Source organism: Micromonospora sp. LOL_014, assembly GCF_048060245.1.
Lineage (GTDB): Bacteria > Actinomycetota > Actinomycetes > Mycobacteriales > Micromonosporaceae > Micromonospora_E.
Map to the genome: position 1 here is coordinate 348237 of NZ_JBHMIP010000001.1, position 12786 is coordinate 361022.

The 12786-nt window shown below is 71.0% G+C and carries 9 protein-coding genes; 7 read left to right on the plus strand and 2 right to left on the minus strand.

Translation table 11 applies throughout. The annotated features are described in order from the left end of the window. Positions 1-7: 7 nt before the first annotated feature. Positions 8-706, plus strand: a complete 699-nt coding sequence (locus tag ACFHW1_RS01660; RefSeq protein WP_416551420.1) for an ABC transporter permease subunit — start codon at positions 8-10, stop codon at positions 704-706. 82 nt (positions 707-788) lie between these two features. Here ACFHW1_RS01660 and ppc read toward each other — a convergent pair whose 3' ends face one another. Beyond that, positions 789-3698: a phosphoenolpyruvate carboxylase gene (gene ppc / locus ACFHW1_RS01665; protein ID WP_416551377.1), complete on the minus strand. Its 2910-nt coding sequence runs from the start codon at positions 3696-3698 to the stop codon at positions 789-791. A 357-nt stretch (positions 3699-4055) separates the two neighbouring features. On the opposite strand from ppc, the gene mfd reads away from it, so the two are divergent. Genes mfd through ACFHW1_RS01680 form a run of 3 tightly spaced genes read left to right on the plus strand, consistent with a single transcriptional unit; the run spans position 4056 to position 9542 of the window. Further along, positions 4056-7820, plus strand: coding sequence for a transcription-repair coupling factor (gene mfd, locus ACFHW1_RS01670; RefSeq protein ID WP_416614667.1), 3765 nt, complete (start codon positions 4056-4058; stop codon positions 7818-7820). Positions 7821-7833: 13 nt separating this feature from the next. Next, positions 7834-8517 (plus strand): hypothetical protein, encoded by a 684-nt coding sequence (locus ACFHW1_RS01675; protein WP_416551383.1) that lies wholly within the window; start codon positions 7834-7836, stop codon positions 8515-8517. After that, the gene (locus ACFHW1_RS01680) at positions 8514-9542 is read left to right on the plus strand and encodes a MazG family protein (protein ID WP_416551384.1); all 1029 of its coding nucleotides are present in this window, start codon (positions 8514-8516) and stop codon (positions 9540-9542) included. Before ACFHW1_RS01675 ends, ACFHW1_RS01680 begins: the two co-directional genes overlap by 4 nt. 16 nt (positions 9543-9558) lie before the next feature. Here the strand turns inward: ACFHW1_RS01680 and ACFHW1_RS01685 are convergent, their stop codons facing one another. Next, positions 9559-10155, minus strand: a complete 597-nt coding sequence (locus tag ACFHW1_RS01685; protein ID WP_416551385.1) for a signal peptidase II — start codon at positions 10153-10155, stop codon at positions 9559-9561. Positions 10156-10593: 438 nt separating this feature from the next. Here ACFHW1_RS01685 and ACFHW1_RS01690 point away from each other — a divergent pair, with 438 nt between their 5' ends. The 3 genes from ACFHW1_RS01690 to ACFHW1_RS01700 all read left to right on the plus strand — a co-directional run. Next, positions 10594-11295 carry a bacteriorhodopsin gene (locus ACFHW1_RS01690; RefSeq protein WP_416614669.1) on the plus strand — a complete coding sequence of 234 codons (702 nt, stop codon included), beginning with the start codon at positions 10594-10596 and terminating at the stop codon, positions 11293-11295. Continuing rightward, the gene (locus tag ACFHW1_RS01695; protein ID WP_416551387.1) at positions 11292-12458 is read left to right on the plus strand and encodes a Brp/Blh family beta-carotene 15,15'-dioxygenase; all 1167 of its coding nucleotides are present in this window, start codon (positions 11292-11294) and stop codon (positions 12456-12458) included. The genes ACFHW1_RS01690 and ACFHW1_RS01695 overlap by 4 nt, the downstream gene beginning before the upstream one ends. A 95-nt stretch (positions 12459-12553) precedes the next feature. Continuing rightward, on the plus strand, positions 12554-12786 hold a 233-nt coding region (locus tag ACFHW1_RS01700; protein WP_416614671.1), incomplete at its 3' end, for a GntR family transcriptional regulator.

Below are 12786 nucleotides of genomic sequence, written 5' to 3' on the forward strand. Positions count from 1 at the left end.
GACCGTCATGTGGATCACCGCGCGCGGGCTGTTCGGCCGCCGCCGGTTCCTGCTCCTGCTGCCGCTGCCGGTGCTGGTGATCGCCCTCGCCGTCCTGTGCCGGTGGTTCGGTGTCGCGCCGGGCAACTGGGCCCAGCCGGTCCTGATCGCGCTCGGCCTGGCCGTGGTGCTGCCGGTGGTGGCGCTGATCGTCGGCACCGGGGTGCTCGGTTCGGAGATCGACGACGGCACCATCGTGCACGTACTCAGCAAGCCACTGCCGCGCTGGCAGATCGTGCTGCCGAAGCTCGTCGTCGCGTTCGGTGTCACCACGCTGACCGTCGCGGTGCCGCTGTACGTCGCCGGGGTGCTCGCCGAATCGGTGCGCCTCGGCCTCGCCCTGGCCGCCGCGAGCGCCGCCGGAGCGCTGGCCTACTCGGCGCTGTTCGTGGCGCTGAGCCTGGTCACCCGCCGTCCGGTGCTGCTCGGCCTGGTTTACGTGCTGATCTGGGAAGGGCTGCTGGGCAACATCGTCTCCGGCACCCAGGTGCTCTCCGTCCAGCAGTACGTGGTCACCTTCGCCGACCGGCTGGCGGCCACCACACTGTTCGACGGCCAGGTGTCGGTCACCGTATCGGTGATCATGACCGCGGTGATCGCGGTGCTGTTCACCCTGCTCGCCATCGATCGGCTCCGCTCGTTCAGCGTGGCCGGCGAGACCAGCTGAACCGACCGTACCGAGCGGTTCGCATCGGGGGGTGCCCGTGCCGGCCGACCAGTCTCCCCGCTGGTTGGCCGGCCCGGCCACGTCAGCCCGTGTTGCGCATGCCGGCGGCGATGCCGTTGACCGTGGTCAGCAGGGCCCGCTCCAACGCGGTGTTGTCGCTCGGCGCCCGCCGGGCACCCGGTGCGGTCGCCACCGTCCGCGTCGCCGCCCCCGAGTCGCGGTACTGCCGCAGCAACGCCACCTGCAGGTGGTGCAGCGGCTCCAGGTAGGTGTCCCGGACCGCGAGGGTGCGCTGCAGCACGTTGTTGTTCTGCAGCAAGCTCGACGACCCGGTGATTGCCAGCACCTCGCGTACCGTCCGCTCGTACTCCTCGGTGATCTTGTCGAAGATCGGCTGCAGCGGACCCGGCACCAGCGTCTCCACGTAGCGCCGCGCGATGCCCAGATCGGTCTTGGTCAGCATCATCTCGACGTTCGACAGGAACGTGCGGAAGAAGTGCCACTGCTCGAACATCTCGCCGAGCACGTCGGACAGGCCGGCCTCACGGGCGGCGGCCAGCCCGGAGCCGACCCCGAACCAGCCGGGCACGATCTGCCGCGACTGGGTCCAGCCGAACACCCATGGAATCGCCCGCAGCCCACCAAGCCCGGCGCCGGTGTTCGGCCGCTTCGCCGGCCGGGAGCCGATGTTGAGCGCGCCCAGCAACTCGGTCGGGGTCGCCGCCCAGAAGTACGCCGGCAGGTCCGGGTCCTCGACCAGCGAGCGGTAGCAGGCGTACGCCGAGTCGGAGACCACGTCCATCGCCGCGTCCCAGTTCTCCAGCAGCTCCAGCGGCTGGCGCGGCTCGGTGTGCAGCAGCGTCGCCTGCAGCACCGCCGCCACGGTCAGCTCCAGGTTTTCCCGGGCCAGGGCGGGGATCGTGTACTTGTCGGAGATCACCTCGCCCTGCTCGGTCACCTTGATCGAACCGTCCAGGGTGCCGTACGGCTGGGCCAGAATCGCCTCGTGGGTCGGCCCACCGCCCCGGCCGACGGTGCCGCCTCGGCCGTGGAACAACCGCAGGCGTACGCCGTGCCGGGCCGCGACGTCCCGCAGCGCCCGCTGCGCCCGGTGAATCTTCCACTGGCTGGTGGTGATGCCGGCCTCCTTGTTGGAGTCGGAGTAGCCCAGCATCACCTCCTGCACCTCGCCACGCGCGGCAACGATCGCCCGGTACGCCGGCAGCGACAGCAGCTCGTCGAGCAGGTCGCCACCGGAATCCAGCTCGGCCGGGGTCTCCAGCAGCGGCACGAAACCGACCCGGGCCAGCCCGTTGTGCACGTCGACCAGGCCGGCCTCGCGGGCCAGTACCGCGGCGGCCAGCACGTCGTCACCGCCCAACGTCATCGAGATGATGTACGACTCGACGACCTCCGGGCCGAACCGCTGCTGCGCCTCGCGGATCGTGCCGAAGACGTTGAACGTCTTGCGCGCCGACTCGGTCAACGGAACATCCATGCTGGACAGCGGACGCCGGCCGGTCAGCTCGTCGGCCAGCAGCTTTGACCGCTCGGCCCGCGACAACGAGTTGTAGTCGGTGACTTCGCCGACCCGGGCGTACATCTGGGCCAACACCGCGTGGTGCGCCTCGGCGTGCTCGCGCACGTCCAGTGTCGCCAGGTGCAGACCGAACGCCGACACCGTGCGGATCGCCGACGCCAGTTTGCCGACCGCGGTCAGCTGACCCGAGTTGCGAGCCAGCGACGCGCGCATCAGCTCCAGATCGGACAAAAGCTCGTCGGAGCCGCGGTAGTCGCGGCCGGGCACGTGCGCGGTGCCCCGGTTGAGCCGCAGCCGGGTGTTCGCCAGCTTCGCCTTCACACACCGGGCCTTCAGCCGGTACGGCTCCTCCGCGTTGGTGCGCCGGAACCGGGGCGCCACCTCCGGCAACGCGTCCAGGTCCTTGGCCAGGCTGGCCGACAGGTCCAGCGATACCCCGCGCAGCCGCCGGGACACCGACACCTCGTTGATCAAAGCGTCCATCGCCTCGTCGGTGGCCTGGATGCCGTGCTCGTGCTGGATCATCAGCACGTCGCGGGTCACCGCCGGGGTGACGTACGGGTTACCGTCCCGGTCGCCGCCGATCCAGCTGCCGAAGGTCAACGGCCGTGACGTCGGTGAAGTTTCAACGCCCAATTTGCGCAGCGTGTCGGCGAGGTCGTCGAGTACCTGCGGGGCGGCGTCGGCGTACAGGTCACGCAGGTAGTAGACGGCGTTACGGGCCTCGTCGGTCGGGTCCGGGCGGTCCAGCCGCAACTCGTCGGTCTGCCAGAGCAGGTCCAGCAGCTCCGCCAGCCGGCGGCTGCTCGCCGAGGCGTGCTCGCTGGCCCCGTACAGCACCGCCTCGGACATCTCCACGTCGAGCTCGTCGGCGACCGCCCGCAGCTTCGACAGGATCGACCGGCGGGCCGCCTCGGTCGGGTGGGCGGTGAACACCGGGCGGACCGCGAGCCGGCGCGCGGCGGCGGCGATCTCGTCGGCCGACACTCCGCGTGCGGAGATCAACGTCGCGGCCTTGTCCAGCCAGCCACCCTCGGTGGCCCGGCGGCGGCGCAGGTCCCGGGCCCGGTGCACCTGCTCGGTGATGTTCGCCAGGTGGAAGTAGGTGGAGAAGGCGCGGGCCAGCTTCGTACCCGTGGTGACGTCCATCGCGGCGAGCCGGGCCGCGGCGGCCTCGGCGTCACTACGCACCTGGGTACGGATCTCCTCGACCAGGTCGAGCAGCGGCTGGCCCTCCTGCCGGGCCAGCGTTTGGCCGAGCAGGGTGCCGAGCCGGCGGATGTCGGACCGCAGCGCCGCGTCCGGTCCGTCCTGATCCTGACCGCTGCCAGCAGCATCGGTGCCGGCCTGCGCGCTGCCGGCCTGGGTGGCGCCGGGTTGCTGGGCGTTTGCGGGTTGGGTGGCGGCGAGTTGCTGGGCGTCGGGCATCGGGTTTGCGGACAGCTCAGTCACTAGGCGCTCCTCACGCGAGTACGAAGGACGGCGCTGTCCGACAACTTGGATGTTATCGGCGATCCCCCCGGCCACGGGGAAACTGGTGAGTCTTGTCTCAACGTTCGGCGTACCGTCCTGGAAGGTCCCTTTCTAGGTGGCCATGCCGTCCCGGACGACGTGGCTGAGTTCGATGAACCGTTTCTCGGCCGGTGTGCCCATGTCGGGCGAGGTTAGTGGGTGAGGGCGGATCGGCGGGCGGATAGGCTGGTAGGCCTGACCCCCCTCCCGGACCGGGCGTGGGGGTTGTCGTCGCGTGTGCGCCCCAAGCGTGCACCGCCGCACAGCAAGGCGTATCCCACCGCGAAGGTTGTGACCATGACCGCGCTCGCCGGCCTGCTCAGCGCCGCTCTCGCCGATCCCGCCCTGACCCGGGTACGGGATCTGGCAAAGATCGCCACGCCAGGAAAAGACGGGCTGGACGTCACCGCGCCGCCGGCGCTGCGCCCGTTCACGGTCGCTGCGGTGGCCGCCGAGGCGCAGGTCGGCGGGGCGGGGCGACCGGTGCTGGCGGTCACCGCGACCAGCCGGGAGGCCGACGACCTGGCCGCCGCCCTCGGTGAGCTACTGCCGGCCGGGCAGGTCGCGGTCTTCCCGAGCTGGGAGACGCTGCCGCACGAGCGGCTGTCGCCGCGTTCGGACACCGTCGGGCGGCGGCTCGCCGTGCTGCGCCGGCTGGCGCACCCCGACGCGGACACCGGACCGACGGCCGGCGACGGCAAGTCCGGCGACGGCAAGTCCGGCGACGGTACGCACGGCGAGAGACAGCGGCAAGGGCCGCTGCGGGTGGTCGTGGCGCCGGTCCGCTCCGTGCTGCAGCCGCAGCTCAAAGGGCTCGGTGACCTGGAGCCGGTCCAGCTGACCGCCGGAGGCAACTCCGGTGGTGGCCTGGAGGACATCGTCGACCGGCTGGTCGCGATGGCGTACGCACGGGTCGACCTGGTCACCAAGCGCGGCGAGTTCGCGGTCCGCGGCGGCATCCTGGACGTGTTCCCGCCGACAGACGAGCACCCGTCCCGGGTCGAGTTCTGGGGCGACGACGTGGAGGAGATCCGTACCTTCGCCGTCGCCGACCAGCGCACCATCGAAGCCGTCGACCGGCTGTGGGCGCCGCCGTGCCGGGAACTGCTGCTCACCGACCCGGTACGCCAGCGGGCCGCCGAGCTGGCCCAGCAGCATCCCGAGCTGGGCGAGATCCTGGACAAGCTGGCCGAGGGCATCCCGGTCGAAGGCATGGAGTCCCTCGCCCCGGCTCTGCTCGACGGCACCGACAGCATGGAGCTGCTGCTGCACTGCATGCCGGCCGGCACCCACGTACTGCTCTGCGACCCGGAGCGGATCCGGACCCGGGCGCACGATCTGGTCCGTACCTCGGCGGAGTTTCTCGAAGCCAGCTGGGCCGCGGCCGCCGTCGGTGGCCAGGCCCCGATCGACCTGGGCGCGGCCGCCTTCCGCACCCTGGCCGAGGTACGCGCGGTGGCCGCCACGCTCGACCAGCCGTGGTGGACGCTGTCCCCGTTCGGGCTGACCGAGGCGGAAACCGACGCAACCTCTGACATCGCGCCCTGGGAGGACGCGTCGACGCCGGTGAGCGTCAGCCCGGACACCGGGGACGCGGTGGTGCTGACCGCCACCCCCGCGCCGCTCTACCACGGGGAGACCGCCCGGGTCGTCGACGACCTGAAACGCTGGACCGGCGACGGCTGGTCGGTGGTGCTGGTCTTCGAGGGGCACGGGCCGGCGCAGCGGTCAGTCAGCGTGCTGCGCGACGCCGGTCTTGGCGCGACGCTCGTCGATGCTCTGTCGACCGCACCGACCCCCGGCGAGCTGGTCGTCACCTGCGGCAGCCTCGGCAACGGCTTCGTCGCCGAACGGGCTCGGCTGACGATCGTCACCGGCGCCGACATCAGCGGCGGCCGAGGCACGTCCACCAAGGACATGCGCAAGATGCCGAGCCGGCGGCGTAACACCATCGACCCGTTGGAGCTGCGCGCCGGCGACCACGTGGTGCACGAGCAGCACGGCATCGGCCGCTACGTCGAGCTGGTGCAGCGCAAGGTCAACGGCGCCGACCGGGAGTACCTGGTCATCGAGTACGCGCCGGCCAAGCGCGGCCAGCCCGGCGACCGGCTGTTCGTCCCGACCGACCAGCTGGACCAGCTGTCCCGCTATGTCGGCGGGGAGCAGCCGACGCTGCACAAGATGGGCGGCTCGGACTGGCAGAAGGCCAAGACCCGGGCCCGCAAGGCGGTCCGGGAGATCGCCGCCCAGCTGATCCAGCTGTACGCGGCCCGCAAGGCCGCCAAGGGGCACGCCTTCGGCCCGGACACCCCGTGGCAGCGGGAGCTGGAGGACGCCTTCCCGTACACCGAGACCCCGGACCAGCTGGCGGCGATCGACGAGGTCAAGGGCGACATGCGGCAGTCGACCCCGATGGACCGGCTGATCTGCGGCGACGTCGGCTACGGCAAGACCGAGATCGCGGTACGGGCGGCGTTCAAGGCGGTGCAGGACGGCAAGCAGGTGGCGGTGCTGGTGCCGACGACGCTGCTCGCCCAGCAGCACTTCAACACGTTCGCCGAGCGGATGGCCCAGTTCCCGGTCGAGATTCGGCAGCTGTCCCGGTTCGCCACCCCGAAGGAGACCGAGCAGACGCTGACCATGGCCGCCGAGGGCACCGCCGACATCGTCATCGGTACCCACCGGCTGCTGCAGTCGGCCACCCGTTTCAAGGCACTCGGGCTGATCATCGTCGACGAGGAGCAGCGGTTCGGGGTGGAGCACAAGGAGCACCTGAAGTCGCTGCGTACCTCGGTCGACGTACTGACCATGTCGGCGACGCCGATCCCGCGCACCCTGGAGATGGCGATCACCGGCATCCGGGAGATGTCGACGATCGCCACCCCGCCGGAGGAGCGCCACCCGGTGCTGACCGCCGTCGGGGCGTACGACGACAAGCAGGTCGCCGCCGCGATCCACCGTGAGCTGCTCCGCGACGGCCAGGTCTTCTACCTGCACAACCGGGTCGAGTCGATCGACAAGGCTGCGCGGCGGCTGCGCGAGCTGGTGCCGGAGGCGCGGGTCGCGGTGGCGCACGGCCAGATGGGTGAGGACGCCCTGGAGAAGGTGATGGTCGGCTTCTGGGAGAAGGAGTTCGACGTCCTGGTCTGCACCACGATCGTCGAGTCCGGCATCGACATCCCGAACGCGAACACGCTGATCGTGGAGCGGGCCGACCTGCTCGGCCTGGCCCAGCTGCATCAGATCCGCGGCCGGGTCGGCCGGGGTCGGGAGCGGGCGTACGCCTACTTCCTCTACCCGCGTGAGAAGCCGTTGACCGAGCACGCCCACGAGCGGTTGGCGACCATCGCCCAGCACACCGAGTTGGGCGCCGGCATGTACGTGGCGATGAAGGACCTGGAGATCCGGGGCGCCGGCAACCTGCTCGGCGGCGAACAGTCCGGCCACATCGAGGGCGTCGGGTTCGACCTGTACGTGCGGATGGTCGGCGAGGCGGTGCAGAACTTCAAGGGCGAGTCGCCCGACGACGCCGAGGCCGCCGAGGTGAAGGTCGACCTGCCGGTCGACGCGCACCTGCCGCACGACTACATCGGGGTGGAGCGGCTGCGGCTGGAGATGTACCGCAAGCTTGCCGGGGCCCGCGACGCCGCCGCGCTGCAGGAGGTCGTCGCCGAGATGACCGACCGGTACGGCGAACCACCGGCGCAGGTCGGCAACCTGGTGGCGGTGGCAAGGTTCCGGCTGCTGGCCAAGGCGTACGGGCTGACCGATGTGTCGATGCAGGGCAAGCATGTCCGGTTCGCCCCGCTGGTGCTGCCCGACTCGAAGCAGCTGCGGCTCAAGCGTTACCACCCGGACTCGGTCTACAAGTCGGCCGCCGACCAGGTCAGCGTGCCCCGGCCGACGACCCGGCGGATCGGCGGCGAGCCGCTGCGCGACCAGGCACTGCTGGACTGGTGCGCCCAGTTGCTGCGTGACGTGCTCGGTGACCCGCCGACGACGGGTGCCGTACCGTCGACGGACAGTGCCCGGGTCGGTGCACCGGCCGGCAGGGGTGCGTGAGAGAGTGTCGTCCATGCAGCGTGTCCGTCGCCTGGCGTCGATCACCGTCATTGCCCTGGTCGGGGTCGCCGTACTGTCCGCCTGCCGGTCGCAGCCCGGGGTCGCCGCCTATGTCGGCGACGAGCAGTACACCGAGGAGCAGGTGACCAGCCTCATCGACGATATGGCCGACCAGCTCGGCGAGCAGGCCGGCCAGCAGGGTGCCCCGCCGCTGCCGACTCGGCAGCAGGTAGTCAGCGCTCTGGTGCTCGCCGACGTCTGCGCCCAGCTCGATGTGCCGAGCGGCGCGCAGCCGGTCTCCCCGGAGCAGCTGGGCCTGCCGCCCGCATCGGAGTACGGGCAGACGGCTTCGCAGGCCTGGAACTGTATCGTCGGCCTGCAGGCCGGCGGCCAGGTGCAGCCGACCCAGGAAGAGCTGTTCGACCTGGTCGAGAAGGGCCGGGCCGCTGGGGTGATCCCGGACGAGGTCACCGACGAGGAGGCCGCCGGCCAGCTCGACGGTGAGCAGTTGCGCTCCTCGCTGGCCGCCCGCGACGCGCTCGCCGACGCGGTCGCCGGGCAGGACGTCACGGTCAACCCGCGGTACCGTCCGCTGGAGTTTCCGGTGCTCAGCTTCCAGGCCCCTCAGGGCAACGTGGTCGCGGTCGGCATCCCGCTCGGTGGCGGCGACTCGGGCACGGTCTCCGAACGTCAGTGACCGCCCGGATCGTCCTACTGGTCACCTCGCCCCGGCTGCCGGCGGGGCTGCTGACCGCGCAGGCCTGGGACGTCGTACGCCGGTTTCCGGTGTTCGCTGGCTTGGACAGTGAGCTGGCCACGGCGGTCAGCGTCGCCGGTGGCACTGTCACTGTGCCGGTACCGGAGTCGGAGTCGGTTGAGGAGACGCTGCTGGCGGCGGCCGCCGAGCACGGTACGGCGGTGTGGCTGGCCGGTCCGGCCGGTGACGAGGACCTGGCCCGCCGGCTGGGTCTGCGGCTGGCCCGCGAGCCCGCCCTCGCCGAGCTGGAGCTGATGTACGGCTCCTGGGATCCGCCCGGCGCCCGGCTGCTCGACGCGGTCGAGGTCATGGACCGGCTCGTCGCACCGGGCGGCGATCCGTGGAAGCGGCAGCAGACCCACGACTCGCTGGCGCGGTATCTGCTGGAGGAAAGCTACGAGGCGTACGACGCGATCTCCGCCGGTGACCTGGCGGCGCTGCGCGACGAGCTGGGTGACGTGCTGCTGCAGGTGGTGCTGCACGCCAGACTCGCCCAGGAGCTGCCGGACGGCGAGCGCTGGGACGTCGACGACGTGGCCGGCGGCCTGGTGGCGAAGATGATTCGCCGCAACCCGCATGTCTTCGCCGGTGTCGCGGTGGCCGACGTCGATGAGATCGTCGACAACTGGGAGCGGATCAAGGCCGCCGAACGGGCCGCGTCGGGTGTCGCTTCCGGGGTGGGCGGCGCTCCGTCACCGATGGACGGGATCGTGCTCGCCCAGCCGGCGTTGTCACTGGCCGACAAGGTGCTGCGGCGGGCTGGACGCGCTGGGGTCGACGTACCGCTGCCGCAGCCGGACGCGGCCGACCTGAAGCCGGACGGTGCGGCGGATCCGTCGACGCGGCTCGGCGCGCGGTTGCTTGCGCTGGTCGCGCAGGCCCGAGCCGACGGCCTGGACGCCGAAGGCGCGTTACGCCGGGCAGCCCTCGCGTACGCCGCCGCCGTCCGCGCTGCGGCCGGGTGACGGCGGTGGTGTGGCATCACCGGTCGGCACCGTCACCGGTCGACGGCTCGGAGGCCTCCGGGCGCAGCCGGATGCCGATCAACTCCAGGGTGAGGAACGTGACGACGCCGAAGAAGAGCGCGATGTCGGCGACGTTGCCGATGAACCAGTCGAAGTACGCGATGAAGTCGACTACGTGGCCCTGCCCGAACGACGGCTTCCGGAACACCCGGTCGAGCAGATGGGTGAACGCCCCACCCAGCACCAGGCCGAGCGCCGTTGCCCAGGCCCGGGAGCGGGCCCGCCACGCGAACCAGGCGGTCACGCCGACACCGATCGCGGCGGCGATGGTGAAGATCCACGTGGTGTTCTCGCCGAAGGAGAACGCGGCACCCGGGTTGTAGATCAACTGGATGCCGAGGGCGTCGCCGACCAGCGGGATCCGCTCGCCCCGGGTCAGCGTCGCCTCCGCCCACATCTTCGTCAGCTGGTCGACGACGAGCACCGTGGCGGCGATGCCGAAGGCGAGCCATGGGGCGCGGCGGGTCCACCGTTGCCGCCGAGGCGCGCGTGCTGCCGTACCGCCGTCGGTCGGTTCGTGGATGCTCTCGTCGGTGCCGGCCTGCTCGTTCATGATCGGTGATTCTCCCACCGCTGCCCGGCAGTTGACAGCCGCGTCGACAGGCTCTGGCGAGCCTCGCCGAGGAGGATTGGTCGGAGTACGCCACAGGTGGGTCGTACTCCTGATTCAGCTGGTCGAAGAGATGTACTCGCGGGCGTCGAAGAACTCCTGGGTCCGGAACTGGTCGAGGACATCGAGGACGACCGGTAAGGCGTAGCCGGTGGATGCCTGCGGTTCTGCCGGACGGCGAGCACCACGGAGACGGTGAGCGGGACGACCGACAGGATGATCGCCGTGATGTTGGTCAGGGTCTCCGCCTGCACGACTCAAGCCTAGGTGGACGGTGCAATTGGCAGGTCGGCTGATGTTGCGAATAGCTACCAAGAGCGTGGGAAGGGGATACCGTTGGGAAGATGTTCCGGCGGGCTTCCCGACTGCGGAGGGTTCGTGGTGTCGCAGTTGTGGTTGTGGTCCTTCGTGGTGGTCGCGCTCGGTGCCGTGCTGTACTTCGTCCGCTGGATGCGCGAGCCCAAGGGCGTCCCGGTCGTCGTGTACCTGCTCGCGATCGTCATCCTGATCTGGTCTGCCATCTGGCACGCGGTGATGGCGCTTGGAGGCGCCCTGACCGCGGCCGGCGACCACGCCGTGCACTGGGGGTACTACGCCGACTGGATCGTCACCGCCCCGTTGCTCGGCTACGCGCTGGTGCTGGTCGGAACGCATGCGTCGGCCGGCAGGAGGACCGACCTGGCGGCCCTCGTGGTAGTGACCAGCGTTCCCATGATCTTCTGCGGACTGGTTGGTGACCTGGCGCTCGAACCGGCCACGCGATACCTCGCCTACGGAGTCGGCGTCCTCGCGCTTGCGGCCAACTTCGTGGTGATCTGGGGGCCGCTGCGCAGAGCGGCAGCTCAGCAGCCGGACCAGATGCGGACTCACTTCAACCAGTTGGCCGTGCTGCTCAGCGCACTGTGGCTCGGCTTCACCCTGGTCTGGCTGGTGGGACCAGCCGGTCTCGGCGTGTTCGACGAGCCCACCACGACAGCGGTGTTCGTGGTCCTCACGGTGCTGATGAAGATCGTGTGGAGCGCGCTCGACCTGAGGCGGCTGCGGTTGCTCGCCGACCGGGGCAACCTGCACGTCACGCATTGACTGCCGACCGTTGGCTGCTGAGTCGGGCCGGGTGGGTCGTTGTACCGGCGTTCGGCGCGGTGCTGCTGATCCATCTGGCTGTGCTGAACCACTCGACACCAGCGGTCGATTCGCCGCTGCCGTTGCTGGTGGGGCTGCTACTCGGCCTACCCCACGGCGCCGTCGACCATCTGGTGCCGGCCTGGTTGAGACCCGCCAGCGACGGCTGGCGGCCACGAGTGAGCCTGCTCGTCGGGTACGCCTGCCTCGCTGTCCTCGTCTGGTGGATCTGCCACCGCTTCTCCGGCCCGGCGCTCGTCGTGTTCCTGATTGTCGCGGTCGTCCACTTCGGCACCGGCGACGAGGCGTTCCACCGGCAACGGGACGCGCGACGAACACCGACTCGGCCGTACGCCGTGCTCGCCTACGGAGCGCCGCCGGTGCTGCTGCCGTTGACGCTCTGGCCGGACCACGTTGATCCGCTGCTGGAGAGCATCGGCGCCGGTTCGGCGTACCTGCTGAACAGCGAGGTCCGGGTGAGCGCCGTCGTGCTTGCCGGCGCGGCGGTGGTCGCCACCATGGTCAACGACCTACGGGCTGGCCGGCGCGGCGACGCCGGATACCTCGGGCTGCTGATCGCCGTGTTCGTGCTGGTGCCGCCTGGGTGGGCGTTCGGCACCTACTTCGCGGCGGGTCACTCGGTGCGGCATGTGGCCCGGCTGCTGCTGGCCGACCCCGGCAACGCTGCCACCCTGGCCGCCGGCCGGCTCGGTCCGGCACTACGGCGGTTCGCTGCCCAGGCGGCGATCCCTACCGGAGCCGTGCTGGCTGTCCTGGTGCCGTTCGCCGTTTCGGCCACGCCGCAGGTGGGGCTGTCCACCGGCTTCGCGGTGTTGGCCGGGCTAACCGCACCGCACGCCCTGCTGGTGCTCTGGCTCGACCGGCGCGGCGTCGACTACCTGGCGCGGGAGCTGCCGGGCCGGCAAGACTCGACCCAGCCCGATGGCGAGGCCGGCCGCGACGATCAGTACGCCGATGAACACGCCGGCACGGCGCGGCCGGGACCGGCCCGGTCGGGGCGGCGGTCGACGTTCCACTCCGAGCCGGCGCAGCCCGGTGAACCAAGCCAGGAACGCCACCACGGTCAGCATCACCGCCAGGTAGCCGAGCGCCGCCGACGGTGACCTGCCGGGCGGGGGCCGCCAGCGAGCCGGGGCGCGTAGCGAACCAGCGCGGCCAGCGGCAACGGTGGCAACGGCGTACCGCAGGGCCTGGCCTGGTGCTGGTCGAGCTGGACCGGACCCGGGCAGGGCTCACTGACCAGCTGACCGGTGCGCGGCGATCGCCGATCGGCGATCGCCGGCTCGCCGCCGGCACCCGACTGCCGTCCACCCGCAACTTGGCCGCCGAGCTGATGGTCTCCCGAAGGGGCGAGGCGTATGAGCAGTTGTCCGCCGAGGGCTGGTTGCTGGCCCGACGGGGTGCCGGCACCCCGTCGGGCCAGCAACCAGC

What these genes read in the sequence shown, in the direction of transcription:
- ACFHW1_RS01660 (WP_416551420.1), top strand. Translation starts at nt 8, where the DNA reads ATGTGGATCACCGCGCGCGGGCTGTTCGGCCGCCGCCGGTTCCTGCTC.
- ACFHW1_RS01685 (WP_416551385.1), bottom strand. Translation starts at nt 10,155, where the DNA reads ATGAACGAGCAGGCCGGCACCGACGAGAGCATCCACGAACCGACCGAC.
- ACFHW1_RS01675 (WP_416551383.1), top strand. Translation starts at nt 7,834, where the DNA reads ATGCAGCGTGTCCGTCGCCTGGCGTCGATCACCGTCATTGCCCTGGTC.
- mfd (WP_416614667.1), top strand. Translation starts at nt 4,056, where the DNA reads ATGACCGCGCTCGCCGGCCTGCTCAGCGCCGCTCTCGCCGATCCCGCC.